Source organism: Nonomuraea sp. NPDC049129 (genome assembly GCF_040648495.1).
Lineage (GTDB): Bacteria > Actinomycetota > Actinomycetes > Streptosporangiales > Streptosporangiaceae > Nonomuraea.
The window spans coordinates 367886-392429 of the sequence record NZ_JBEZDU010000005.1 but is presented as its reverse complement, the minus strand read 5'-3'; the positions used below and the strand labels follow the sequence as shown (position 1 = coordinate 392429).

28 protein-coding genes and 3 tRNA genes are annotated in these 24544 nt (G+C 70.2%); 24 read left to right on the top strand and 7 right to left on the bottom strand.

Annotated features, from left to right (window positions below; translation table 11 throughout):
• Positions 1–160: 160 nt before the first annotated feature.
• From AB0B64_RS17815 to AB0B64_RS17800, 4 genes are all read left to right on the top strand, one after another.
• Positions 161–232 (top strand) — tRNA-Gln (locus tag AB0B64_RS17815).
• A 55-nt stretch (positions 233–287) separates the two neighbouring features.
• Positions 288–851 (top strand): hypothetical protein, encoded by a 564-nt coding sequence (locus AB0B64_RS17810; protein WP_358178406.1) that lies wholly within the window; start codon positions 288–290, stop codon positions 849–851.
• An 80-nt stretch (positions 852–931) separates the two neighbouring features.
• Positions 932–1007, top strand: a tRNA-Glu gene (locus tag AB0B64_RS17805).
• Between the two features lie 18 nt (positions 1008–1025).
• A tRNA-Glu gene (locus tag AB0B64_RS17800) sits at positions 1026–1098 on the top strand.
• A gap of 144 nt (positions 1099–1242) precedes the next feature.
• Here AB0B64_RS17800 and AB0B64_RS17795 read toward each other — a convergent pair.
• Together AB0B64_RS17795 and AB0B64_RS17790 are read right to left on the bottom strand one after the other, a co-directional pair.
• Positions 1243–2961 (bottom strand): hypothetical protein, encoded by a 1719-nt coding sequence (locus AB0B64_RS17795; RefSeq protein WP_358178404.1) that lies wholly within the window; start codon positions 2959–2961, stop codon positions 1243–1245.
• A gap of 58 nt (positions 2962–3019) precedes the next feature.
• A complete protein-coding gene (locus AB0B64_RS17790) occupies positions 3020–3736 on the bottom strand; it encodes an IclR family transcriptional regulator (protein ID WP_357950403.1) in 717 nt (238 codons plus the stop codon).
• A gap of 97 nt (positions 3737–3833) precedes the next feature.
• On the opposite strand from AB0B64_RS17790, the gene leuC reads away from it, so the two are divergent.
• The 4 genes from leuC (at position 3834) to AB0B64_RS17770 (ending at position 6438) form a co-directional block, all read left to right on the top strand.
• Positions 3834–5222 (top strand): 3-isopropylmalate dehydratase large subunit, encoded by a 1389-nt coding sequence (gene leuC / locus AB0B64_RS17785; protein ID WP_358178402.1) that lies wholly within the window; start codon positions 3834–3836, stop codon positions 5220–5222.
• A 12-nt stretch (positions 5223–5234) separates the two neighbouring features.
• The gene (gene leuD / locus AB0B64_RS17780; protein ID WP_357950408.1) at positions 5235–5822 is read left to right on the top strand and encodes a 3-isopropylmalate dehydratase small subunit; all 588 of its coding nucleotides are present in this window, start codon (positions 5235–5237) and stop codon (positions 5820–5822) included.
• Positions 5801–6040 carry a hypothetical protein gene (locus tag AB0B64_RS17775; protein WP_357950411.1) on the top strand — a complete coding sequence of 80 codons (240 nt, stop codon included), beginning with the start codon at positions 5801–5803 and terminating at the stop codon, positions 6038–6040. Before leuD ends, AB0B64_RS17775 begins: the two co-directional genes overlap by 22 nt.
• Positions 6041–6138: 98 nt before the next feature.
• Positions 6139–6438 (top strand): HU family DNA-binding protein, encoded by a 300-nt coding sequence (locus AB0B64_RS17770; protein WP_225291986.1) that lies wholly within the window; start codon positions 6139–6141, stop codon positions 6436–6438.
• A gap of 52 nt (positions 6439–6490) precedes the next feature.
• Here the strand turns inward: AB0B64_RS17770 and AB0B64_RS17765 are convergent, their stop codons facing one another.
• The gene (locus tag AB0B64_RS17765; RefSeq protein WP_357950414.1) at positions 6491–6721 is read right to left on the bottom strand and encodes a hypothetical protein; all 231 of its coding nucleotides are present in this window, start codon (positions 6719–6721) and stop codon (positions 6491–6493) included.
• Positions 6722–6796: 75 nt separating this feature from the next.
• Positions 6797–7432, bottom strand: coding sequence for a 2-phospho-L-lactate guanylyltransferase (gene cofC, locus AB0B64_RS17760; RefSeq protein WP_357950417.1), 636 nt, complete (start codon positions 7430–7432; stop codon positions 6797–6799).
• Positions 7433–7506: 74 nt separating this feature from the next.
• On the opposite strand from cofC, the gene AB0B64_RS17755 reads away from it, so the two are divergent.
• From AB0B64_RS17755 to AB0B64_RS17745, 3 genes are all read left to right on the top strand, one after another.
• Entirely contained in the window at positions 7507–8217 is a 711-nt protein-coding gene (locus AB0B64_RS17755; protein ID WP_357950420.1) for a lysophospholipid acyltransferase family protein, read from the top strand.
• Between the two features lie 4 nt (positions 8218–8221).
• On the top strand, positions 8222–9232 hold the full coding sequence (locus AB0B64_RS17750) for an NAD(P)H-dependent glycerol-3-phosphate dehydrogenase (RefSeq protein ID WP_357950423.1): 1011 nt from the start codon (positions 8222–8224) through the stop codon (positions 9230–9232).
• 102 nt (positions 9233–9334) lie between these two features.
• A complete protein-coding gene (locus tag AB0B64_RS17745) occupies positions 9335–10429 on the top strand; it encodes a D-alanine--D-alanine ligase family protein (RefSeq protein ID WP_357950426.1) in 1095 nt (364 codons plus the stop codon).
• Positions 10430–10433: 4 nt separating this feature from the next.
• On the opposite strand, the gene AB0B64_RS17740 is transcribed toward AB0B64_RS17745, so the two are convergent.
• Both AB0B64_RS17740 and AB0B64_RS17735 read right to left on the bottom strand, forming a co-directional pair.
• A complete protein-coding gene (locus tag AB0B64_RS17740; protein ID WP_357950429.1) occupies positions 10434–10874 on the bottom strand; it encodes a DUF3515 domain-containing protein in 441 nt (146 codons plus the stop codon).
• Positions 10875–10888: 14 nt separating this feature from the next.
• Complete coding sequence (locus AB0B64_RS17735) at positions 10889–11122, bottom strand: Lrp/AsnC ligand binding domain-containing protein (protein ID WP_225291979.1); 234 nt, start codon at positions 11120–11122, stop codon at positions 10889–10891.
• Between the two features lie 47 nt (positions 11123–11169).
• On the opposite strand from AB0B64_RS17735, the gene AB0B64_RS17730 reads away from it, so the two are divergent.
• From AB0B64_RS17730 to thiD, 3 genes are all read left to right on the top strand, one after another.
• Complete coding sequence (locus AB0B64_RS17730; RefSeq protein WP_357950432.1) at positions 11170–12198, top strand: thiamine-phosphate kinase; 1029 nt, start codon at positions 11170–11172, stop codon at positions 12196–12198.
• A gap of 127 nt (positions 12199–12325) precedes the next feature.
• Positions 12326–14290 carry a hypothetical protein gene (locus AB0B64_RS17725; protein ID WP_358178400.1) on the top strand — a complete coding sequence of 655 codons (1965 nt, stop codon included), beginning with the start codon at positions 12326–12328 and terminating at the stop codon, positions 14288–14290.
• A 104-nt stretch (positions 14291–14394) separates the two neighbouring features.
• Positions 14395–15189 (top strand): bifunctional hydroxymethylpyrimidine kinase/phosphomethylpyrimidine kinase, encoded by a 795-nt coding sequence (gene thiD, locus AB0B64_RS17720; RefSeq protein ID WP_358178398.1) that lies wholly within the window; start codon positions 14395–14397, stop codon positions 15187–15189.
• 167 nt (positions 15190–15356) lie between these two features.
• Here thiD and rpmB read toward each other — a convergent pair whose 3' ends face one another.
• Positions 15357–15542, bottom strand: coding sequence for a 50S ribosomal protein L28 (rpmB, locus tag AB0B64_RS17715; protein ID WP_049556934.1), 186 nt, complete (start codon positions 15540–15542; stop codon positions 15357–15359).
• Positions 15543–15743: 201 nt separating this feature from the next.
• Between rpmB and AB0B64_RS17710 the strand changes: the two genes are divergently transcribed.
• The 10 genes from AB0B64_RS17710 (at position 15744) to AB0B64_RS17665 (ending at position 24409) form a co-directional block, all read left to right on the top strand.
• On the top strand, positions 15744–17378 hold the full coding sequence (locus AB0B64_RS17710) for a DAK2 domain-containing protein (protein WP_358178396.1): 1635 nt from the start codon (positions 15744–15746) through the stop codon (positions 17376–17378).
• Between the two features lie 34 nt (positions 17379–17412).
• Positions 17413–19590: an ATP-dependent DNA helicase RecG gene (recG, locus tag AB0B64_RS17705; protein ID WP_358178394.1), complete on the top strand. Its 2178-nt coding sequence runs from the start codon at positions 17413–17415 to the stop codon at positions 19588–19590.
• Positions 19591–20020: 430 nt separating this feature from the next.
• On the top strand, positions 20021–20587 hold the full coding sequence (rsmD, locus tag AB0B64_RS17700; RefSeq protein ID WP_358178392.1) for a 16S rRNA (guanine(966)-N(2))-methyltransferase RsmD: 567 nt from the start codon (positions 20021–20023) through the stop codon (positions 20585–20587).
• Between the two features lie 15 nt (positions 20588–20602).
• On the top strand, positions 20603–21079 hold the full coding sequence (coaD, locus tag AB0B64_RS17695) for a pantetheine-phosphate adenylyltransferase (protein WP_219530151.1): 477 nt from the start codon (positions 20603–20605) through the stop codon (positions 21077–21079).
• Positions 21080–21253: 174 nt separating this feature from the next.
• Entirely contained in the window at positions 21254–21700 is a 447-nt protein-coding gene (locus AB0B64_RS17690) for a YceD family protein (RefSeq protein ID WP_357950450.1), read from the top strand.
• A 1-nt stretch (position 21701) separates the two neighbouring features.
• Entirely contained in the window at positions 21702–21881 is a 180-nt protein-coding gene (gene rpmF / locus AB0B64_RS17685) for a 50S ribosomal protein L32 (RefSeq protein WP_033409409.1), read from the top strand.
• Positions 21882–22120: 239 nt separating this feature from the next.
• Positions 22121–22840 carry a ribonuclease III gene (gene rnc, locus AB0B64_RS17680; RefSeq protein WP_357950763.1) on the top strand — a complete coding sequence of 240 codons (720 nt, stop codon included), beginning with the start codon at positions 22121–22123 and terminating at the stop codon, positions 22838–22840.
• Positions 22841–23686 (top strand): bifunctional DNA-formamidopyrimidine glycosylase/DNA-(apurinic or apyrimidinic site) lyase, encoded by an 846-nt coding sequence (gene mutM, locus AB0B64_RS17675; RefSeq protein ID WP_357950453.1) that lies wholly within the window; start codon positions 22841–22843, stop codon positions 23684–23686.
• A gap of 67 nt (positions 23687–23753) precedes the next feature.
• Positions 23754–24023, top strand: coding sequence for an acylphosphatase (locus tag AB0B64_RS17670; RefSeq protein WP_357950456.1), 270 nt, complete (start codon positions 23754–23756; stop codon positions 24021–24023).
• 191 nt (positions 24024–24214) lie between these two features.
• Positions 24215–24409 (top strand): hypothetical protein, encoded by a 195-nt coding sequence (locus AB0B64_RS17665; RefSeq protein WP_090938435.1) that lies wholly within the window; start codon positions 24215–24217, stop codon positions 24407–24409.
• Positions 24410–24544: the final 135 nt, after the last annotated feature.

The following is a 24544-nucleotide window of genomic DNA, read 5'->3' as shown; positions in this document are numbered from 1 at the left end:
TGGGCTCCTCCACGTGGTGCTTTGTCCCCCTCAGCTTGGCACGCCCGGCCCTCTTCCGCGCCCTGGAAGAAGGCGGTTCGGCAATCGTTTTGGTCTTGGCGCCCAAGCTGGGCTATTCTTTCGGACGTCGCCTTAACGCGCCCCACGGGGTTCGGGCCGGTGGGGTATGGTGTAATTGGCAGCACGACTGATTCTGGTTCAGTTAGTCTAGGTTCGAGTCCTGGTACCCCAGCGCTTAACGGATGTCTCATAGAGGCGTCCGTTTTTTGCTTGTGGATGAATTTCGGATGCGGCCGGGGTCGTTCCTCGCCTTCCTGGCTCCCCTCCTGATGCCCCTCGTGCTCTTCTTCCCCGTGTGCCTGCTGCTCGGTGCGATCGTGACGGGCAGCACGGCCGCCGGAGTGCTGATCGGCGCCCTCGGCGTCGGCGCGCTCACCGGCGTGCTGGCGATCAAGCACCGCCGGATGGTGGCGGGCACCGTCGTGCGCTTCTCCCCGCAGGGCGTGGAGCTGGCCGACGCGCACGGCTTCCGCCTCCGGCTGGCGTGGGCCCGGATGGAGCGGATCGACGTCGTGGAGAGCCGGATGGCCAGCCCTCGTCCGATCGGCCGCCTCGGCGGCGTCCGGGTGCGGGCCGACGCCCTGCGGTCCGTCGGGCTGATCGGCTGGGGCGAGCGTGACGTGCCGCCGCGGATACCCCCGTGGATGCGGGCTCAGCTCGCCGCGGTGCCCGTCGATCCGGAGACCGGCCTCCAGTGGCTCGGCATTCCGCTCGGTGCCGTCGATCCACTCTGGGAACGCGGCCCGATGGGCGACTGGGTCCGCCGCCATAGGCCCGATCTGCTGGCCTGATAGTGGTTTGGTGGTGCTCCGAGGGTGCGGTAGAGTTACCTGCGTTGCCGGGGGAACCTGGCAAAATCGCTTGTGGACAGGGTCCCGTCGTCTAGTGGCCCAGGACGCCGCCCTCTCAAGGCGGTAGCGCCGGTTCGAATCCGGTCGGGACTACCACTGCCACAAGCTCACGAAGGTCCCGTCGTCTAGTGGCCCAGGACGCCGCCCTCTCAAGGCGGTAGCGCCGGTTCGAATCCGGTCGGGACTACATTTCATCACCGCTCTCGGTCGCATTTCGCGCCGGGGGCTTTTTCTTTTGCCCGTCCAAGCCGGTGGCCCGCCCAAGACGTCGCTGGAACGGCGATGGCGCCGCTCCAGCGACTGGAGCGGCGCCATCCCGTACGGAAAGTGCCTAGGAGTTGGAGCGGGCCTTGAACAGCGCCCGCCGCGCCGCCTTGGCGACCTGCTTGTCCGGGTGGACCTGAGAGATCAGGTCCAGCAGCTCCTCCACGTGCGCGTGCGGGATCTTCCAGATCACCTCGAGCAGGTTGTTGAGCAGCTCCGGCCCGATGTCCCGCAGGCTCCCGATGAACTCCGACCGGCCGAGCCCGGCCGAGATCGTCCACATGTCGAGGATCAGCCAGTGGGTGTCGTCCTGCGTCGGCTCCGGCGCGCCCTCCACCTGGAGCTGGCTCAGGTGCGTGGCCGCGTAGGGGCGCAGCGAGGACTGCTTCAGCGCCTCCTGCCAGGCCGGGATCGCCGCCTCGCCGAGCGTGCCGACCACGCTGGCCGCCTGCACCCGGATGAGCGCGTCCGACTCGTCCTGGGCGGCGGCCTCCAGCAGCTCCTCGGCTGCCTTGCCGGGCTCGCGCAGCCGCATCCAGTCGGCGAACTCGGCGTCGGCCTCCTCCTCCGGCAGCTCGGCGCTGAGCGCGAGCAGCTCGTGGGCGCTCATCGACTCGATGGCCGGCCGCGCGTCGACCTCGATGTCGGAGTCGTCCACCAGGTGGACGACGCCCTCGGTGCCGAGCGGCGTGAGGCTGACCGTCTGGCCGGTGACCTCGACCATGCCGTAGCCGGTCAGCCAGGCGAGCGCCCCGGCGAGCGGGTCGCCCGCCGCCTCCCAGGCGTCGGCGCCCAGCTCGTCGAGCTCCGCGGCCGCCTCGGCCAGCTCCTGGCCGAGCTCCGCGAGGTCGCGGGAGCCGCCACCGAGGAGCAGCCTGACCAGCGCCCCCCGCGTGAGGCCCGCCAGGGCCATGGTGAGGTCCTCGTCGGCCAGTTCGGGGTCGCCGTAGTCGACCGAGTGCAGGCCGAGCATCCAGGCGTCGAGCACGTCCTCGTCGTCGTCGAACGGCCACTCGGACGTGTCGTCCTGGACGCCCACGGTGTTGGCGTCACCCGGCTCCAGGAACTCCAGGTCGACGGCGAGGTTCCAGACGTTCCACAGGTGCGGGACGGCCTCGGCGAGCGAGCCCTCGGTCTCCGGCCTGGGCAGTCCGACGGCGGTCAGCGCCTCGGCCACCTCGTCGTCGGAGAGCAGGGTGTCTTCCCCCACCCTGCGCCCGGAGCCCACCCACACGGCCAGGTCGCGCGCCTGGGCGATCAGCGGCACCTCGCGGGCGGCCGTGGCCAGCTCGGAGTCGGGGCGCAGCCTGATCGTGTCGAGGTCGGCCAGCGCGTCGGCGAACGGCTCGAAGTCGCCCAGGTCGCCGATCTCCTCCTCCTCATCGTCGTCGCCTTCGGCGTCGTCGTCGAGGAGGTCCTCCATCAGCTCGACGAAGTCGTCCTCGACGTCGTCGAGCTCGGCCTGCAGGTCGGAGAGGGAGTCAGAACCCTCGGTGAGCCGTCCGGTCTGCGAGAGGAACGTCAGGTACGCGTCGACGGCCGGGAGCATCCCGTCGGCCGCGGCGTCGGGGTCCTCCACGACCTTGGGCATGCGGTCGAGCAGCAGGTTGCGCAGGTCGGCACGCTTCCACGTGCCGAGATCCTGGGAGAAGGCGAGGCGGTGCCACAGCGCCGCTGGTCCCACGAGCTCGGGGTCGCTCTCGGGCGCGTTGTCGCGCGCCCAGATGATGAACTCTTCGAGCAGGGGTCGCAGCTCAGTGGCGGCTACCTCGATGCGATCTGTCACGCACTCAGGCTAGTGCGCCCGCGAGGCACTCGGCTCCCCAAATAGGCGCTTTTGCTGATCATGACGTGCGGCGCATCGCTTCCGTGATGCGTTCGGCCGCCGCCATGACGGGCACCGCGTGCAGCCGGCCGGGGGCTCTCGTCAGCCGTTCGATGGGCCCGGAAACCGAGACCGACGCGATGACCTTGCCGCCGCTGCCCCTTATCGGCGCGGAGACGCTGGCCACCCCCTGCTCGCGCTCGCCCACACTGTGCGCCCATCCTCTGCGCCGCACCGACGCCAGCGTGGCGGCGGTGAACTTGGCGCCGCGCAGCCCCCGGTGCAGGCGGTCGGGCTCCTCCCACGCCAGCAATATCTGGGCGGCGGAACCCGCCGTCATCGGCAACGCCGAGCCCACGGGCACGGTGTCGCGCAACCCGCTGGACCGTTCGGCCGCCGCCACGCAGACCCGCTCGTCACCCTGGCGCCGGTAGAGCTGCGCGCTCTCGCCGGTGAGGTCGCGCAACTGCATCAGCACGGGCGCGGCCACCGCGAGCAACCGGTCCTCACCCGCCGCCGTGGACAACTCGGAAAGCCGTGGGCCGAGCACGAACCTGCCCTGCGTGTCACGGGTCACGATGCGGTGGTGCTCGAGTGCGACGGCGAGCCGATGGGCCGTGGGCCGGGCCAGGCCGGTGGCCTGGACCAGCTGTGCCAGCGAAGCGGGACCCGCTTCGAGGGCATTGAGTACCAGAACGGCCTTGTCCAGTACGCCGACTCCGCTAGAGTTGTCCATACACCGATACTGACGTCTCGACATATGAGAAGGCAAGTCGGAGGACACTCCCGCGAGGGAGCGCGATGGGGAGCATCGCATCAACCAGGAGGAGATCATGGCCCGCACATTGGCGGAGAAGGTCTGGGAGCAGCATGTCGTGCGCCGCGCCGACGGCGAACCCGACCTCCTCTACATCGACCTGCACCTCATCCACGAGGTGACCAGCCCGCAGGCGTTCGACGGTCTCCGTCTCGCCGGGCGGACCGTGCGCAGGCCTGAGCTCACCATCGCCACCGAAGACCACAACGTGCCGACCGTGCTCGGCCCGATCGCCGACCCGGTGTCCAAGACGCAGGTCGAGACGCTGCGCAAGAACGCCGCCGAGTTCGGCATCCGGCTGCATCCCATGGGTGACGCGGGTCAGGGCGTGGTGCACATCATCGGCCCGCAGTTCGGCCTGACCCAGCCGGGCATGACGATCGTCTGCGGTGACTCCCACACCTCCACGCACGGCGCGTTCGGCGGCATCGCGTTCGGCATCGGCACCTCCGAGGTCGAGCACGTGCTGGCCACCCAGACGCTGCCGGCCTACCGGCCGAAGACGATGGCCATCGAGGTCTCGGGCGAGCTGCCCGTCGGCGTCACGGCCAAGGACCTGATCCTGGCCATCATCGCCAAGATCGGCACCGGCGGCGGCCAGGGCTACATCGTCGAATACCGTGGTGAGGCCGTACGCAAGCTCTCCATGGAGGGCCGCATGACGGTCTGCAACATGTCGATCGAGGCCGGCGCCCGCGCGGGCCTGATCGCGCCCGACGAGACGACCTTCGACTACCTCAAGGGCCGTCAGCACGCGCCGACCGGCGAGGCGTGGGACCAGGCCGTCGAATACTGGAAGGCGCTGCGCACCGACGACGACGCCGTGTTCGACAAGGTGGTCGAGATCGACGCCTCGACGCTCACCCCGTACGTCACCTGGGGCACTAACCCGGGCCAGGGCCTGCCGCTGGACGCGTCCGTGCCCAGCCCCGAGGACTTCGCCGACCCGATCGCCCGCTCGGCGGCCGAGCGGGCGCTGGAGTACATGGGCCTCACGGCCGGCACGCCGCTGCGCGAGATCGAGGTCGACACGGTCTTCGTCGGCTCGTGCACCAACGGCCGCATCGAGGACCTGCGCTCCGCCGCCGAGATCCTGCGCGGCCGCCAGGTCACCACCCGCACGCTGATCGTGCCCGGCTCGATGCTGGTCAAGCTCCAGGCCGAGCAGGAGGGCCTGCACGAGGTGTTCAAGGCCGCCGGCGCCGAATGGCGCGAGGCGGGCTGCTCGATGTGCCTCGGCATGAACCCCGACACGCTCCAGCCGGGCGAGCGCAGCGCCTCCACCTCCAACCGCAACTTCGAGGGCCGCCAGGGCAAGGGTGGCCGCACCCATCTGGTGTCGCCGCAGGTCGCCGCCGCGACCGCCGTCACCGGCCGCCTGACCGCCCCCGCCGATCTCGTTTAGGAGAGCCTTCCGATGGACGCCTTCACCACCCACACCGGTACGGCGGTGCCGCTGCGCCGCAGCAACGTCGACACCGACCAGATCATCCCGGCCGTCTGGCTCAAGCAGGTCAGTCGGACCGGGTTCGAGAAGGGCCTGTTCGCCGCCTGGCGCGAGGACCCGGCGTTCGTGCTCAACGACCCGGTCTACAACGGCGCCTCGATCCTCGTCTCGGGCCCTGACTTCGGCACCGGCTCCTCGCGCGAGCACGCCGTGTGGGCCCTGCAGCAGTACGGCTTCCGCGCCGTGATCGCCGCCCGCTTCGGCGACATCTTCCGCAACAACTCCACCAAGATGGGCCTGCTCCCGGTCGTCCTGCCGGGCGACAAGGTCGAGGCGCTCCAGGCGGCCGTCGAGGCCGACCCGGGGCTGGAGGTGACCGTCGACCTCGTGGAGCGCCAGGTCCGCTGGGCCGGGGAGAGCGTCGGGTTCGAGATCGACGACTACACCCGCTGGCGCCTCATGGAGGGCCTCGACGACATCGGACTGACCCTGCGTCATGCCGACGATGTGGCGACGTACGAGAATGGTCGGCAGCCATGGCTGCCGACGACCGTCTAGAAGACGACGAACTGGCGCGGCGGCTGCGCGAAGCGCACCGCCGCGTCCGCATGCTGCCCGCCGCCGAGAAGGAACGGCTGGGCCGCCGTTACGTCGCGATCTGCGATCTGGCGAAGCGGGATCCGGAAAGGGCGGCGACCCGCCTCGACGCGTTTCTCGCCACACTCGACAGCGATTTCGACACGCCACGCGCACCCGAAAACACGCTCGGTGATTGAGTTCCCCCGCGATCCCGCCTACTTTCGAGCGCGTAAGGGGTTTCTACCGAGAACTCATGAGCTGGAACCCCGAGCCGTAACTGGGGGAGCAGACCTTTATGAACAAGCGGGAACTCGTCGACGCCATCGCAGACCGGGTGGGCGACAGGAGGACGGCCACGGAGGCCGTGAACGCGATCATCGACGCCATCCAGAAGGCGGTCGCCAGCGGAGACAAGGTCTCGATCACCGGCTTCGGCGCGTTCGAGATGGTCCACAAGGGGGCCAGGAGCGCCCGTAACCCGTCTACGGGTGCCGAAATCGCGGTCCCGGAGAGCTGGGGGCCCAAGTTCCGTCCGGGTTCGGACTTCAAGGAACTCGTGAACGTCGGCGGCAAGAAGCTCTCGAAGAAGAAGTAATCACAGGAAGTAGCCGGGCGCCCGGTCCCCTGTCGGGGGGCCGGGCGTTTCCTTATCCCTGGGACTCCTGGATTCCCGGCGAATCAGGGAGCGGAAAGGTCGACAGCGTTATGTAGGTGATCTCGTCACCCGTCATCGCGAGGCGGACCCGCTGCCCCGAGCGCAGGAGCCGCAGCGGCCCCGCGTCGAAGGCGGGCGTGCCGAACTCCAGCACGGTCCCGTCATCGAGGAAGACCGAGCCGGAACGCGTCACCGGATCGAAACTGCGTACCGTCGCCTGCATGCGGCCCAGCGTAAACGGTGCGTCCGCGCCCAGCGAGACCCCGGCACGTCACGAAGACGATCACAACTCGCCGGGTCACGCAGGCGGCCACAGTTCGGCGACGACCGCCGCGGTGTGCCGTCCCAGTCCCAGGGCGATGGCGGCCCGCAGATCGTCGGGGGTGTCCACGTCGCGCCTGACCGAGTCGATGTCCTCCGTACACAGCTCCTTGGCGCCGCCCGCCAGGTGCCTGGCCCGCGACTCCCCGCCGAAGCGCGGCGTGAACGGGCGGCCCGGCCGTACCCCGTAGAAGGTGGTGCCGACGTCGAGCGCGTCGGGCACGAAGGACTGGTCGAACTCCGCGGCGCGGGCCAGCGCGGTGGCCAGCTCCGCCGGGCGCAGGGCGGGCAGGTCCGCCTGCAGGGCACCGATCCCGTCGCCGGGCGCGATGCGTACGGCGTGCGCCGCGCCCGTACGCAGGGCGGTGTTCAGGCCGCGGTCGGGGTCGTGCACCACCTCGGCCCCCAGCGCGGTCAGCGGCCCGGCGGCGGCCGGGTCGGCGGTCACCACGATTACCCGGGCCACCAGCGGGCAGGAGAGCGCCGCCGCGACGGTGTCGCAGGCGACGGCGACGGCCAGCCGGGTGCGGTGCGGACCCGTGGCGGCCGCCAGTCGAGTCTTGGCCGCGACCAGCGTCTTCACCGGAATGACCAGTGACCAGCGGATGCTCATAGGGTTAAGCATCGCGCCTCGACATCCCATGCGGCCAACCGGGAGACTTGGGGCGCAGACCGTAGGAGGAGATCATGAGCCGCCCCACGCGCCCATCGCGTTTCTGGGAGACCCTGGCCGTAGTGATCGTGAAACCACTGTCATGGCTCCTGATCAAGAAGGACTGGCGCAAGGGCGAGCGCATTCCTCGCACAGGCGGCATCATCATCGCGACGAACCACCTCTCCTGGACCGACCCCGTGCTGCTGGCGCACTTCCTCTACAACAACGGGCGGTGGCCGGTCATCCTGGCCAAGGCCACGCTGTTCAAGGTGCCGTTCCTGGGCAACGCGGTCCGCTCCCTACGGGCCATCCCCGTCGAGCGGGGCAGCGACGAGGCGGCCAAGTCGCTGCACGAGTCGGCGGCGCGGCTGAAGGACGGCGCCGCGATCCTCTTCTATCCCGAGGGCACCTGCACCCGGGATCCCGACCTGTGGCCGATGGTCGGCAAGACGGGCGCGGCCAGGCTGGCGCTGGAGAGCGGCGCGCCGGTGATCCCGGTGGCCCACTGGGGCGCGCACGAGCTGCTGCCCTATGGGGAGAAACGGCCAAGGTTGTTCCCGCGCAAGACGTTCCGCGTGATGGTGGGGCCGCCGGTCGACCTGTCGGCGTACACAGGGCAGGAGCCGCAGGCCGACGTGCTGCGCGCGGCCACCCACGACATCGTGATGGCGATCACCGAGCAGCTCGCCGCGTTGCGCGGGCAGCAGGCTCCCGCGGCCCCCTATGACCCGGCCGGACGGTGATGGCATGACGAAGGTCGCGGTGTTCGGCACCGGATCGTGGGGCACCACGTTCGCGATGATCCTGGCCGAGGCGGGCAACCACACTGTGCTGTGGGGCCGCCGGCCGGAGCTGGTCGCGGGGATCGAGCGCAGTCACGCCAACCTCGACTACCTGCCCGGCGTGGCGCTGCCCCCGTCGTTGCGCGCGACGACGGACCCGGCCGAAGCGCTCGACGGCGCCGACTTCGTGGTGCTCGCCGTGCCGTCGCAGTCCCTGCGGCCCAACCTGGCCGCCTGGCGTGAGCACATCCCGCGCGACGCGGTCCTGGTCAGCCTGATGAAGGGCATCGAGCTCGGCACGACCAAACGGATGAGCGAGGTCATCCGCGAGGTGGCGGGGGTGCACGAGGATCGGGTCGCCGTCGTCTCGGGCCCCAACCTGGCCAAGGAGATCGCCCAGCGCCAGCCCGCCGCCACGGTCGTGGCCTGCGTGGACGAAGGGGTCGCCGCGCGCCTGCAGGCGGTCTGCCACCTGCCGCCGTGGTTCCGCCCCTACACCAACACCGACGTGGTCGGCGTCGAGCTCGGCGGTGCGGTCAAGAACGTGATCGCGCTGGCCGTCGGCGTGGCCTCGGGCATGGGTATGGGCGACAACGTCGGCGCCATGCTGATGACCAGGGGACTGGCCGAGATCTCCCGGCTGGGCGCGGCGCTCGGGGCCGACCCGCACACGTTCGCCGGTCTGGCCGGGATGGGTGACCTGGTGGCGACCTGCACCTCACCGCTGTCGCGCAACCGTACGTTCGGCGAGAACCTGGGCCGCGGCATGACGCTCGCCGAGGTCATCGCCGCCACCAGGCAGACCGCCGAGGGCGTCAAGTCCTGCGAGTCCGTGCTGGAGCTGGCCAGGAAGCACGACGTGGAGATGCCGATCACCGAGGTCGTGGTCGGCGTGGTGCACGACGGCATGTCGCCGAGCGAGGCCGGAATGCTGCTCATGTCCCGCTCGCCCAAGCCCGAGCGTTACGGCGTATGACACGTCTTCCGCTTGCCTGATTTGTGGTCCGGCGTGCGTATGGCGACGTCATCCGCGCGCTTGACTCGCTGTGCGGCGTACGCGCCGGTAGATTCGGACCTCATGAGCAAGCCACGCGTCGCCGTCGTTTTCGGAGGTCGCAATTCCGAGCACGCCGTGTCCCTGATGGGAGCCGGCAGTGTCCTGGAGGCGATCGACAGGAGCAAGTACGAGGTGATCCCCATCGGGATCGCCCAGGACGGCAGGTGGGTGCTGGCCGCGTCGGACCAGCGGTTCGCCATCGAGGCGGGCGAGCTGCCCGCCGTCGACACCACGGGCGCGGCCCTGGCGTTGCCCTCCGGCAGCGCCTCGCTGGTTGCCTACGACCCGGGCAGCATCCCGGTCGAGCTGGGCAGCGTCGACGTGGTCTTCCCCGTCATGCACGGCCCGTTCGCCGAGGACGGCACGATCCAGGGCCTGCTGGAGATGGCCGGCGTGCGTTACGTCGGCTCCGGCGTGCTGGCCAGCGCGGTGGGCATGGACAAGGCCCACATGAAGACGGTCATGGCCGCCGCCGGACTGCCGATCGGACGCCATGTGGTGGTGCGCGAGCGCGACTGGCGGCTCTACCGGGAGCGGGTGCTGAAGGAGGCCGAGGAGCTCGGCTGGCCGGTGTTCGTCAAGCCCGCCAGGGCCGGGTCGTCACAGGGCATCTCCAAGGCGCACGACCGGGCCTCGCTGGAGCGGGCCGTCGAGGTCGCCCGCGAGCACGATCCCAAGGTGCTCATCGAGGCCGCCATCGAGGGGCGCGAGATCGAGTGCGCGGTGCTCGAGTCACTCGGCGACGAGCCGGCGATCGCCTCGACGCCGGGCGAGGTCAAGGTCCAGGGCGGTCAGGAGTTCTTCGACTTCGAGGCCAAGTACTACCCCGACCAGATGTCGCTCACCGTGCCCGCCGACCTCCCGGAGGCGGTGGCCGAGGAGCTGCGGGAGATGGCCGTACGCGCGTTCGAGGCGCTCGACTGCGAAGGGCTGTCGCGGGTCGACTTCTTCTACACGCCCGAGGGGAAGCTGATCTTCAACGAGATCAACACCATGCCCGGGTTCACCTCGCTGTCGGTGGCGCCGCAGCTGTGGGCCGCCTCGGGGCTGTCGTACCCGGCGCTGGTCGACCGGCTCATCCAGCTCGCCCTGCACCGTTCACCCGGGCTGCGCTGACTGACTACGGGGTGGGCTTCTGGGAGGCCGACGCCTGGCTGATCGGCCCCGAGAGGTCCGCGAGGACCGAGGGGGCGACGTGGGTGCCCGCGATCGTGACCTCGACATAGGCGGGGTCCTCGATCGCGGTGTACAGGGTCGGCTTGTCGGGGTCGGCGAACCAGCCCACGCCGTCGATCTCCTGCAACGTGTCGGTCGGGGACATCCGCGCCGGGCGCGGCACACCGCAGCGGAGCGCGATCTCCGCCTCCCCCCAGACCGTGACGTACGGGGACGCGGGCGTGGACTCACCGCGTGCGGCGCCGTCAAGCGTCTTGGGCAGCCGCCCGGCCAGCCTCTCGCAGGCCGCCGCCGCCTCCCCCTGAGGCTTGGGCGGCTCCACGCGAACGGCGCCGCCACACCCCGCGAGGATCAGCAGGGCGAGCAGGACAGTGGTGCGGCGCATGAACTAGATTTACCTCAAATATGGACGATCGGGCACGTCAGAGTACGTGTGATGCCCTCCACGGCCTGAATCTGGGCGACCACCAGCTTGCCCAGTTCGTCGACGTTGTTGGCCTCCGCGCGCACGATCACGTCGTAGGGGCCGGTGACGTCCTCCGCCTGCGTGACTCCGGGAATGCCGGAAATCTCGCGGGCCACGCTCGCGGCCTTGCCGACCTCGGTCTGAATAAGGATGTAGGCCTGCACCATTACGTCCTCCCGGGCGATTCGATCACGCCGAAGGGCCACCGTACCCTGTGTGCGTCAGGAGGTGCGTCATCACAGTCGGAGATCTCGGCGAATTCGGAGCGGTGTCTCGTATTTCCGGGCGTTTGCCGCAAGGTGCGACGGTTCTCCTCGGACCGGGCGACGACGCCGCAATGGTAAGGGCGCCCGACGGGCGCGTCGTGGTGTCTACGGACCTGCTACTCGAGGGTAGGCACTTTCGCCGCGATTGGTCCAGCGGCTATGACGTGGGGCGCAAAGCCGCAGCTCAAAACCTTGCCGACGTGGCCGCGATGGGGGCCGTGCCGACGTCCATCGTGGTCGGCCTGGGGATGCCCGCGGACCTGCCGGTGGAGTGGCTCGACGCGCTCGCCGACGGGTTCCGCGACGAGTGCGCGATCGTGGGGGCGAGCGTCGTGGGCGGCGACATCGCGCGCGGCGACCTGGTCGTCATCGGGGTGACGGCGCTCGGCGATCTGGGCGGCCGAGCGCCGGTGACCCGGTCGGGCGCACGCCCCGGGCAGGTGGTGGCGGTGGCCGGACGCCTTGGGTACGCCGCCGCGGGGCTGGCACTGCTCGAATCCGGCTGGCCGCCCAGCCAGCCTTCGGAGCCGAGCCGTGTGGAGGGGATGCCCCTCTCTCCGCCCTTCTCTCCGCAGGGAGAGGCGCTCTGGGAGGCCGTGGCCGCGCATCGGCGGCCGTGTCCGCCGTACTCCTCGGGGCCCCAAGCCGCGGAGCTGGGGGCGAGCGCGATGCTCGACGTGAGTGACGGCCTGCTTCAGGACCTCGGGCACATCGCGGCGGCCAGTGGCGTACGCGTCGAGCTGGACCCGGCCGCGTTCGTCGTTGGGGAGCCGGTGGCGGCGGTGGCCGAGCGGCTGGGGGCCGATCCGCTGGACTGGGTGCTGTCGGGCGGTGAGGATCACGCGCTCGCGGCGGTGTTCCCCGCCGGAGTGGCGCTGCCGCCTCCGTGGCGAATCGTGGGGGACGTAGTGGCAGGTCAGGGAGTTCACGTCCGAGGGCGTGAAATTGGTCACGCCGGATGGGATCACTTTGCGTGACAAGCCGCCGCGATTTGTGTAAGGTTTGGCGGATTTGGGGTGTGACTACCGGGATTACTGGGACAAAGCCGTAGTAAAGGTGTTATGAAGATTGGCGGCCACTGTAACCTGCAGAAAGGGCAGCCATATGGGCCGCCACGGCACAGGTGGATCCGACGACGAGGATGAATGGGGGAACGAGGGCTCCGACGATTCACAGGAGGACCCCAGGTTCACCACCGACCCCGCCGCGAGGTGGGCCGCCGTCCCGGATCCGACCGCCAAGAGCGCCTTCTGGGGCCCGGACGAGCCAGGAGCCGAGCCACCCGGCTGGCCCTCGCCGCCCGACCAGGTGGAGGTGACGGGCCAGTGGGCGCCGATGCCGAAACGGGAAGGCGGACCGGCCCCGACCGGGCCTGCTCCCGGCGTACGGCCTGACCCGTTCGAGACGACGGGCGCGTTCGCGCCGCCGCCGCGGTCGAAGGCCGCCGGCCGGCCCCCGGAGTCGTCCTCCGAGCCCCCGAGCATGTTCAGCCGCCCAGAAGGACCCACGGGCGGTTTCACCCGCCCCGAAGGACCCGCAGGGGGCTTCACCGGGCCCGAAGGGCCCGCACGCGGCTTCACCCATCCGGAAGGGCCCTCAGGCGGCTTCACTCGCCCCGAAGGGCCCTCGGGCGGCTTCACTCGCCCCGAAGGGCCCTCGGGCGGCTTCGCTCACCCGGAAGGACCCGCGGACGGCTTCACCCGGCCCGAAGGGGCTTCGGTCCTCCCCTTCATGCGTCCCGACGGGTCAGCCACGCGGCCCCAGGGGCGTCCTGAGGGCTCTGGGGCGTTCCCAGAGGGGCCTTCCGAGACCACGGGGGCCTTCATCATGCCCCCCGAAGGTGGGTTCAACCAGCCGCAGCAGCCGCCGGCGGGCGGTGCCGGACAGTCCGACCGTCCCGAGGGGCCGTTCGAGACGACCGGCGCCTTCACGCGTCCGGAATGGGACACCCCCGGCCGGCCATCGGGACCCGCCGGCGAGCCCGGCTCGAACGAGACACGTGACTTCAACGAGCCCTTCGGCGCCACCCAGGTCTTCGGTTCCACCGAGGTGTTCGGGCCGCCGTCGAACGAGCCGCCCGCGCCGGGCGACATCAAGGTGTACGGCGCGCCGACCATGGTCGACGCGCCCACGCCCGCCTGGGCGGACAGCGCCGACAACGGCTTCCTCGGCTCGGGCTGGTCGTCGGACGAGCCGATCGACGAGCCGGAGCCGCGCCGCCGCCGTGGCCGCAAGAAGCCGCCCGCCGACCCCGACGTGCTCGCCGCGCCTCCCAGTGGCGGGCGGGGCAAGGTGGCGCTGCTCTCGGTCGCCGCCGTGGCGGTCGTCCTCGGCGGTACTGTCGCCGGCGTCAAGATGATGAGCTCCTCGAACGATCCGGCCAAGTGCGCCGGCGCCACCTGCGCCGCCGTACAGGTGACCAACCAGCCGGGTGCGAAGCCCAGCGAGTCCCCGGCGGATGAGGAGCCCACGGAGGAGCCCTCCGAGGAGCCGACCAAGGAGGAGACCAAGGCCGCCGACACCCCGAAGCCGTCGGCCACGGTCAACGTGCACACGCCGCACCGTAGCGCCTCCCCGACACCGACGCCGACCAAGACGAAGACGAAGAAACCGGTCAAACCCACGAGGGAGCCGGCCGACCCGAGCCCGACGGAGAGCCCCACGGAGGAGCCGACCGAAGAGGCCACGACGGTCAACAACCCCGACACCCAGACCGGCACTGTCACGACGGCCCCCGTACCCACCGACCCGGCCCAGGCCGCGGGCGGTCAGTCGGTGAGCCTGAACTTCGACGTGACCAACCAAGGGCTGGTCGGCTACACCGCGCACCTGGACGTCGTCAACTCCTCCCTGGCGGCGCTGCCGTCGCTCACGGTCTCCCTGCCGATCCGCGGCCGGGTACTGGACGTGAAGGGCGCCGGGTGGACGCAGGACGGGGATCAGCTGATCATCGACCTGCCCGAGTCGCTCGCCGAGGGCGGCACCGCCCAGCTGACGATCTCGGCCACGGGCCGGGGCGCCGCGCCGGCGAACTGCGGCCTGGTGGGCGGGGACTGCGCCGTCAGCTAAGCAGCCATGCCGGTGGGGGAGGGGCCGTCAGCTAGTCGGCCCTCCTACCGGGGACGGGCCGTTGGCTAGCCGGCCATCCCGGCGGGGGATGGTTGGATGGGGATATGACGGTTACGACCCCTCCATGCGTGCTGACCGTCGCCGGGTCCGATTCCGGCGGCGGGGCGGGTATTCAGGCCGACCTCAAGACCATGCTCGCCTTGGGCGTCCACGGCATGAGCGTCATCGCCGCGGTCACCGCGCAGAACTCGCTCGGCGTCCAGGGCTACTGGGAGCTGCCGCCCGAGGCCGTACGGGCGCAGCTCGACTCGGTGCTCGGCGACATCGGCGCCCGGTCGGTCAAGACCGGCATGCTGGCCTCACCCGGACTGGTCGAGGTCGTGGCGGCGGCGCTGGGCGCGTACTCGGCGCCGGTGGTGGTCGACCCGGTCGGCGTGTCGAAGCACGGCGACCCGCTGCTCGCGCCCGAGGCCGTCGAGACGGTCAAGACGCGGCTGCTGCCGGTCGCCACCGTCGTCACGCCCAACCTGTGGGAGGTCGAGCAGCTCACCTCGGTCAAGGTCGAGGACGAGGACGGCCTGCGCCGCGCGGCCGACGCCATCCTGGAGCTGGGCCCCGCCTGGGCCCTGATCAAGGGCGGCCACCTGCCCGGCGAGCCCGTGGACCTGCTCACGGACGGCACGAGCGAATATCGCTTCTCCGCGCCGCGCCTGGACAACCGGCACACGCACGGCACAGGCTGCACGCTCGCCTCGGCCATCGCCTCCCACCTCGCGCTGGGGGACGACGTGCCGACGGCGGTGGGCAAGGCGAAGGAGTACGTGACGGGCGCCATCGCCAAGGGCTTCCCGCTCGGCGACGGCATCGGCCCGGTCGACCACGCCTGGCGCTGGCGCTGACCCGAGCCATCCGGGGGCGCTGAGTCCACCCCGGCTGTCGGGGGCATCCCGGACGCCGGGTCACCCCCCGATGCCGGGAGAATCCCCCGACGTCGAGTCACCCTGGACACGGCGAAAGCCCGCCGCTCGGTGTCGAGCAGGCGGGCTTTGGCGAAAGTCGGGACCGGCTAGCGGGTGACCTTGCCGGCCTTGATGCACGAGGTGCACACGTTGAGCTTCTTCGGCGTGCCGCCGATGACCGCGCGGACCGTCTGGATGTTGGGGTTCCAGCGACGGCGGGTGCGGCGGTGCGAGTGGGACACGTTGTTGCCGAAGGTCGGCCCCTTGCGGCAGACATCGCAGACGGAAGCCACGGTATCGCTCCTTAAAACAGTCGATGTAGCCCTGTCCGCGTGATGCTTTCCGGGCGAAGGGCATGCCGGGACAACCGGCCAGCCTGACGAGGATATCCGATCCGCGCCACTGGGCGCGAACCACGAGCACTAGACGGGCTCAAATGCGGAGATATCCTCCTGCATTAACGGTAGCGCATGCGGGGAGGTCGGAGCGCGCAGATGGAGGTTCTCGACCCGCCCGCGGTACGCCGCTGGGCCCGCCTGGCCGCCGACGCGCTGGGCGGCGCCAGGGCGGAGATCGACGCGCTCAACGTGTTCCCGGTCGCGGACGGCGACACCGGCACCAACCTGCACCTGACCGTGCTCTCCGCGGCCGAGGCCGTCGAGGCGCTGCCGGACGACGTGGACGCCGCGGTGATGTGGCAGACGCTCTCCTACGGCGCGCTGATCGGCGCCAGGGGCAACTCGGGGGTCATCGTCAGCCAGGCGCTGCGCGGGCTCGCGGAGGTGCTGAAGGACGGCGCCGACTTACGCGCCGGGCTGCTGCGCGCCGCCACCTTGGCCAGGGAGGCCGTGGCCAGGCCGGTCGAGGGCACCGTGCTGAGCGTGCTGGAGGCGGCGGCACAGGCCGTACAGGAGATGCCCGTACAGGAGGTGCGCAGCCAGGAAGTGCGCGCCCACGAGGTGCCCGGCCAGCAGGATGAGCAGCAGGAAGTGGTCGGCCAGGAAGTGACGGGCGATCTCGCGGCGGTCGCGCGGCGGGCGGCCGGTGCGGCGCGGGCGGCGCTGCGGCGTACGCCCGAGCAGCTGGATGTGCTGGCGCGCAGCGGCGTCGTGGACGCCGGCGGTGCCGGGCTGGCGATCATCCTGGAGTCGCTCGAACGGGTGATCACCGGCTCCTACAGCGACCGCTACGACGTGCCCGCGCCGACCTCACGGATCTCGCCGATGAGCGAGGTGGGGGCCGGCTATGAGGTGATGTACCTGCTCGACGCCGACGACGCCGCGGTGGCCAAGCTGCGCGAGGAGCTCGACGCGATGGGCGACTCGCTCGTCGTGGTCGGTGGCGAGGGCCTGTGGAACGTCCACGTCCACGTCGGCGAGGCGGGCCCCGCGGTCGAGGCGGCGCTGCGCGCGGGGCGGCCGCACCGGATCAGGATCACCTACCTGGCCGAGCGTACGCACCGGGCCAGCGCGGGCCGGGGCGTGGTGGCGGTCGCGGCGGGCGACGGGATCGCGGCGCTGTTCGAGGAGTGCGGCGCGGTGGTGGTACGCCGCGTCCCCGGCACGCGGCCCACGCTGCCCGCGATGCTGGCCGCCATCCGGGAGGCGGGCGGCGAGGTGGCGGTGCTGCCGAACGACGAGGGCGCCGGGGCGGTGGCGACCGCGGCGGCCGAGGTCGCCCGTGAGGACGGCGTCGTGGTCAGTGTGCTGCCCACCAGGGCCACCGTGCAGGGGCTGGCCGCGCTGGCCGTGCACGATCCGCTGCGCCGCTTCGACGACGACGTGGTGGCCATGACCGACGCGGCCGGGCACACGCGCCACGGGCACCTGGTGGTGGCCGACCGCGAGGCGGTGACGAGCGCGGGCGTGTGCCGTCCCGGTGACGTGCTCGGGCTGATCGACGGCGACGTGTCGGTGATCGGCGGGACGCTGGAGGAGGTGGCCACGCTCGTCGTGGACCGGATGGTGGCGGGCGGCGGCGAACTGGTCACCCTGGTCACGGGGGCCGACGCGCCGGTACGCCTGGCCGCGCACGTCGAAGCCCACCTCAGGGTCATCAGGCCCGACGTGGACCTGGTCGTCTACGACGGAGAGCAGGGCGGTTATCCACTGCTCATCGGTGTCGAATGATTCCTGTCGGCCGCAGGCGGTAGAACATAGTCCCGTGAGCCGTTTCGACGAGCCCCTGACGAAAGCGCTCGACCCCAAGACCGCCAAGCTGCTGCACAGCGTGCTCGGCCTGGAGACGGTCGGCGACCTGCTGCGCCACTACCCGCGCCGCTACGCCGAGCGCGGGGAGCTGACCTCGCTCGACGCGCTGGAGGTCGACGAGCACGTCACCGTGGTCGGCGAGGTCACGAGGCTGATGCGCAAACCCATGCGCAACCGCGGCGGCACCTGGCTGGAGGTCGAGGTCGTCGACGGCGGGCGCAACAAGATCTACCTGTCTTTCTTCGGCAAGGGCTCCCACGTGGCCGAGTCGCGGCTCAAGCCGGGGCGGCGGGGGATGTTCGCCGGGAAGGTGGGCATGTTCGGGTCCAGGACGACGCCGCGGTGGCAGCTGTCGCACCCGGAGTTCGAGCTGTTCGAGGAGGGTGAAGCGAGCGCCGAGGACTTCGCGGCGGCGCCCGTCCCGATCTATCCGGCGGGCAAGGACCTGACGCCATGGGCGATCAGGCGGGCGATCGGCGTGGTGCTCGACACGCTCGGGCCCCTCGACGATCCGCTGCCCGCCGAGCTGCGGGACCGGCGCGGGCTGGAGGGGCTGGGCGAGGCGCTGGAGTCCATCCACCGGCCGAAGGACTTCGCCGACATGCGGCGGGCGCGTGAGCGGCTGAAGTTCGACGAGGCGTTCGTCCTGCAGGCCGTGCTGCTGCAGCGCAGGCAGGCGGCGACCGCGTGGCCGGCCAGGTCCCGGCCCCGGCGGGCCGACGGCCTGCTGGCCGACTTCGACGGGCGGCTGCCGTTCTCGCTCACCGAAGGGCAGGCGCTCGTCGGCGAGGAGATCGCGGCCGACCTGGCGCTGGAGCATCCCATGCACCGGCTGCTGCAGGGCGAGGTGGGCGCGGGCAAGACCGTGGTGGCGCTGCGCGCGATGCTGCAGGTGGTCGACGCGGGGGGCCAGGCGGTGTTGCTGGCGCCCACCGAGGTGCTGGCCCAGCAGCACCACCGCTCGATCAGCGGCATGCTGGGCGACCTCGCGCAGGGCGGCATGTTCGGCGGCACGGCCGTCACCCTGCTCACCGGCTCCATGGGCGCGGCCGCGCGCAGGTCCGCGCTGCTCGACGCCGCCTCCGGCACCGCGGGCATCGTCGTGGGCACGCACGCCCTGCTCCAGGAGCATGTCCAGTTCGCCGATCTGGGGCTGGTCGTGGTCGACGAGCAGCACCGGTTCGGTGTGGAGCAGCGTGACGCGCTGCGCGAGAAGGCCGGCGGCGGCCGTCCGCACGTGCTGGTCATGACCGCCACCCCGATCCCGCGTACGGTGGCCATGACGGTGTTCGGCGACCTGGAGGTCTCGACGCTGTCGCAGCTGCCGTCGGGCCGCGCGCCGATCACCACCCACGTCGTGCCCGCCGCCGAGAAGCCGCACTTCCTGGAGCGCACCTGGGAGCGGGTCCGCGAGGAGGTCGCCCTCGGCAGGCAGGCCTACATCGTCTGCCCGCGCATCGGCGACCTGGAGGGCGACGAGGGGGATCTGCAGGCGCCGCCGTCCGACGACGAGCGGCGCCCGCCGCTGGCCGTCCTCGACGTGGCCGAGCTGCTCTCCAGCGGCCCCTTCCGCGACCTGCGGCTGGGCGTCCTGCACGGCAAGCTCCCGCCGGAGGAGAAGGACGCGATCATGCGCGCGTTCACCCGTGGCGAGCTCGACGTCCTCGTCGCCACCACGGTCATCGAGGTCGGCGTCGACGTGCCCAACTCGTCAGTCATGATCATCATGGACGCCGACCGCTTCGGCGTCTCCCAGCTCCACCAGCTCCGCGGCCGGGTCGGCCGGGGCGGTCTGCCCGGCCTCTGCCTCCTGATCTCGGACTTCCCCGAGGGCACCCCCGCCCGAGCCCGCCTGTCGGCCGTGGCGGCGACCCTCGACGGCTTCGAGCTGTCCCGCGTGGACCTCGAACAACGTCGCGAAGGCGACGTCCTGGGCGCGGCCCAGTCGGGCAAACGCTCGTCCTTGAAGCTGCTCCAGCTCCTGCGCGACGAGGACGTCATAGAGGCGGCCAGAGACGAAGCCGCGGCCCTGCTGGCCGCCGACCCGGACCTGAAGTCCAACGACGCCCTGCGCGCGGAGATAGACCGCCTGCTGGCGGACGAACGGGCCGAGTACTTGGAGAAGACCTGATCCAAGGGCAGCTCCGGGCATGAGATGCCACGGAATCGAGTAAGGATCGCACGTAACGGCGCCCGGCTCTGTGCGGGTTCAGCGGCCGTTTTCCTGGAGGCCCCCAGCCACGTATGGCGGGTGGCGGCCAACCCGGCCGTGCCGTAAAAACAAAAAAAGCCCTTGATCTTGATGTTGATGTGGGCCCCAGCCGCGGGGACGGCCTCCCCCCGAATGCCGTCCCCGGCTGGGCCCACCCTCGGGTCAGGTGCCGAGGGAACCGGCGTGCGGAAGGGCTCACGATCACGCCGGTCGGCCTCCAACTGGGTCACCTTGAAGGCCGCAGGACCCATCATGCGAGACCCTCCCCGCGATGGGAATCACCCTTGCGTACTCGAGGCCGACACTTGTCCACTCTTGACCTGCGTCGACATGCGGAACAATGGTCCTCATGACTCGGATCATCGCGGGGAGCGCGGGTGGCAGGCGGCTGGCCGTGCCGCCGGGGCGCGGGACGAGACCGACCAGTGACAGGGCGCGAGAAGGGATCTTCTTGACCCTTGACTCGCTGCACGGGCTGGCGGGCGCCCGGGTGATCGATCTGTACGCGGGGTCGGGGGCCGTCGGGCTGGAGGCGCTGTCCCGGGGGGCCGCCCACGCGGTGCTCGTCGAGTCCGACCCGAAGGCCGTCCGCACGATCAGGGCGAACGTCGAGACGCTGGCGCTCGACGGGGCGCGGGTGGTGGCCGACAAGGTCGAGCGGTTCCTGGCGAAGCCCGAGGAGGAGGGCTTCGACATAGTTTTCGCGGATCCGCCCTATGCCGTCACTGACGACGAGGTCACACGCGTACTGGAGTCACTGCGCGACAACGGCTGGCTGACGGATGGGGCTTTGGTGGCGTTCGAGCGGGAAAGCAGGGGAAAAGCCCTGGTGTGGCCCGAAGGCTACGCAGAGGAGAGGGTCCGTCGCTACGGCGAAGCATCCGTTTGGTACGGTCGCGCCGCCGGGAACCCGTAGACCTGGGGAGGCGTTTTGCGCCGCGTTGTCTGCCCGGGGTCATTCGACCCCATCACCAACGGCCACCTCGACATCATCGGCCGGGCTGCCCGGCTGTACGACGAGGTGACCGTGGCAGTGCTCATCAACCTCGAGAAGAGCGGCCTGTTCACGGTCGACGAGCGGATCGAGGTCCTGCACACCGTGACCAAGGAGTACGCGAACGTCAAGGTGCAGAAATTCCATGGCCTGCTCGTAGACTTCTGCAAGCAGAACGACATCCCCGCGATCGTCAAGGGGATCAGGGTGGTCAGCGACTTCGACTACGAGCTGCAGATGGCACAGCTCAACTACCGGTTGTCGGGGGTCGAGACGCTGTTCATGCCGACCAACCCCGAATACTCCTTCCTGTCCTCCAGCAGGGTCAAGGAGATCGCCCGATACGGTGGTGACGTGTCCGGACTGGTGCCTGACCTGGTGCACGAGCTCCTCATCGAGCGGCTCAGGAGCTGACACCGACCTGCTATCCTTTGATTTCGGCCTTGTACGACGGCGACATTTCGCCATGCCTAGCGAGAGCAGATGACTCAGCACCTCGACCCCCGCTCCCCTTGGGTGATCTCCACTCACGACCTGGGTAGGCGACCGGGCTCGATGAAGCGGATGACCCTGTCCCTCCCGGCACCGGTGGATCTCGGCGTCGACATGATCGGTGTCCCCAAGGACGCCGAAGTCGAGCTGGATCTCCGGCTCGAAGCAGTGATGGAAGGCGTGCTCGTCTCGGGCACGGCGCAGGCCCCGCTCGCCGGGGAGTGCGCGCGGTGCCTCGACCCGGTCACCTCGGAGATCGAGGTCGACCTGCAGGAGCTGTTCTTCTACTCCGACGAGGACGCCTCGGAGGAGGATTCACTGCTCGACGGCGAGCTGCTCGACCTCGAGCCGACGTTCCGCGACGCGGCGGTGCTCGCACTGCCGCTGAGCCCCGTCTGCGGTGAAGACTGCGCGGGTCTCTGCACGGAATGCGGGGTCAAGCTGGCCGAGGCCGGCGACGATCACCGGCACGAGAAGATCGACGCTCGCTGGGCGTCGTTGCAAGGTCTGGTTACCGAGAACGATAACGATCAGGAGAAGTGACGTGGCCGTCCCGAAGCGAAAGATGTCGCGGAGCAACACCCGCGCCCGTCGCTCCCAGTGGAAGACGACTGCTGTCGCCCTGGTGAGCTGCCCGCAGTGCCGTTCGCCGAAGCAGCCGCACATCGCGTGCCCCACCTGCGGCACCTACAACCGCCGCCAGGTGATCGAGCCGTCCGCCTGATCGCACCACCTGGTGAGCGGACCATGACCGCTCGAAGGGTTGACGCACTGCCGACCGGGTGCCATTGTGCCCCGGTCGGCGTTACCGTCTGACGCGTGCGGTGGCGGTTCGCCCGCGGCCGTGGTGGACGCCGGGGTTTGATCCCCCCGACGCCCACCACGTTTTCGGGCATCTTCCGCAGCCGTCGCGCCATGTGAAGATGTCCGAGGAGGAAGCACGTGGGCACAGGTCCTAAGCCGGTGGCCGTCGAGGTCGCCCGAGAAGAGCTGGAGCGGGTGCTGCTGGTCGGCCTCGGCTCCGACATCCTGGAGCGGGCGCTGACCCACCGCTCCTACGCGTACGAGAACGGTGGCCTGCCCACCAACGAGCGCCTGGAGTTCCTCGGCGACTCGGTGCTCGGCCTCGTCGTGACCGACACCCTCTACCGCAACCACCCCGACCTGCCCGAAGGCCAGCTGGCCAAGCTGCGGGCCGCGGTGGTCAACATGCGTGCCCTGGCCGATGTGGCCCGCACGCTCGGCCTGGGCCGGTTCCTGCGGCTCGGCAGGGGCGAAGAGGGCACCGGCGGCCGCGACAAGTCCTCGATCCTGGCCGACACGCTGGAGGCGCTGATCGGCGCCGTCTACGTCGACAAGGGTCTCGACGAGGCGTTCCGGGTCGTGCACCTGCTGTTCGACCCGCTGATCGTCCGCTCGGCCTCGCTGGGCGCCGGCCTCGACTGGAAGACCTCGCTGCAGGAGCTCACCGCCTCAGAGGCGCTCGGCGTGCCCGAATACCACGTCGAGGAGAGCGGCCCCGACCACGCCAAGTCGTTCACCGCCGAAGTGCGGGTGGGCGGCGAGTCCTACGGCGCGGGCACCGGCCGCAGCAAGAAGGAAGCCGAGCAGCAGGCGGCCGAGGCGGCGTGGACCCGCATCAGGGCCCGCCGCGAGCAGCGCGAGAGCCAGCCGGCGGGCTAGGTGCCAGAGCTGCCGGAGGTCGAGGTCGTCCGCCGCGGCCTCGCCGAATGGGTCACCGGCCGGGAGATCGCCTCAGCCGAGGTGCTCCATCCCCGTGCCACCAGGCGGCACGTGCCGGGCGTCGAGGAGTTCTGCGCGCGTCTGAGAGGCCGTACGGTGCTCTCCGCGGAGCGCCGCGGCAAATACCTGTGGCTGCCGCTCTCGGGCGACGACGAGGCGCTCCTGGCGCACCTGGGCATGAGCGGTCAGCTGCTCATCGTGCCGCCCGACTCGCCGCTGGAGAAGCATCTACGCGTACGCCTCAGCTTCGCCGACGGCGGCTCCGACCTCCGCTTCGTGGACCAGCGGACCTTCGGCCACGTCATGCTCACCCCCCTGGTCGAGGGCATCCCCGCGCCGATCGCGCACATAGCCCCCGACCCGTTCGAGAAGGCGTTCGACGAGGCCGCCTTCGCCACGAACCTGCGCAAGAAGAAGACCGAGATCAAACGGGCCCTGCTCGACCAGTCCTTGATCAGCGGAGTCGGCAACATCTACGCCGACGAGGCGCTCTGGCTGGCGAAACTCCACTGGGCCCGGCCCACCCAGACGCTCACCCGCCCCAAGATCGCCGAGCTGCTGGCCGCGGTCCGCCAGGTCATGGGCGCCGCCCTCCTGCAGGGCGGGACGTCCTTCGACAGCCTGTACGTCAACGTCAACGGGGAGAGCGGCTACTTCGAGCGCTCCCTGGAGGTCTACGGCCGGCGCGACCAGCCCTGCTCCCGCTGCGGCACCCCGATCAGGCGCGACCCGTTCATGAACCGCTCGTCCTACAGCTGCCCGACCTGCCAGCGCAAGCCTCGCTGAGCGGAGTCCTGCGGAGGACCGTGTGGTGGCCTGGATTCGGCTTGCGTAAAGGAAAAAGGGGGATCCCATGGTGCGGTTGACGGTGTGGGTGCGGGGGCGAGTGCAGGGCGTGGGCTTCCGATGGTGGACGCGCGCACGGGCTCTGGAGCTCGGACTCACGGGCTGGGCGAGGAACGCGACCGACGGCCGGGTGGAGATAGTGGCGGAAGGCACACAAGAGTCCTGCGTCAAGCTGCTGGAGCTGCTCAGAGGTTGCGACACGCCGGGCAGAGTCGATGGAGTGGTGGAACGATGGAGCGAAGCCCGAGGTAGTTTGGTGGGGTTTGTGGAGAGGTAAGGGGTTTCGTTAAACAGCTCAAATAGGGTATAGTTGTATGTCGGGAGTGCCCGAGGGTAGGTCTATGCGGTTCGTTCGACTTGACCGCCCACACTGCCGGTGCGACTCTTGTTAGGTACCACGCGCACCCCTCCCGCAGAATAAGAAGTGCGCGAACCAGTCTGGTCACTCAGCGTGGAGGACCCTTTACCATGGCGAAGGCTCTACTCGGCCACGTCGGCGGTCCTGACCCTCGAATGGTCTCGGAGATGCGCCGTCTGCAACAGCGGATCCGGGATTTGGAGGCAGAACTCATCCGACTCCAGGCCACGAATGACGCTCTTGCGGCGCAAACCCGCGACGAGGCGCTCAGCCGTATGCAAGAGCGCGAGCCGGCACTCACCTAAGAGTGTCCGGAGCGCACGACACCCCAGGGACGTCTCGAAGAGGCGTCCCTTGTTATTTGCATATTCCCTAGAGTTTTGTGCCTCCTTTACCAGACCGGCGCGGCCTCGACCGCACCCGCCCTCGTAGGGCAGGGA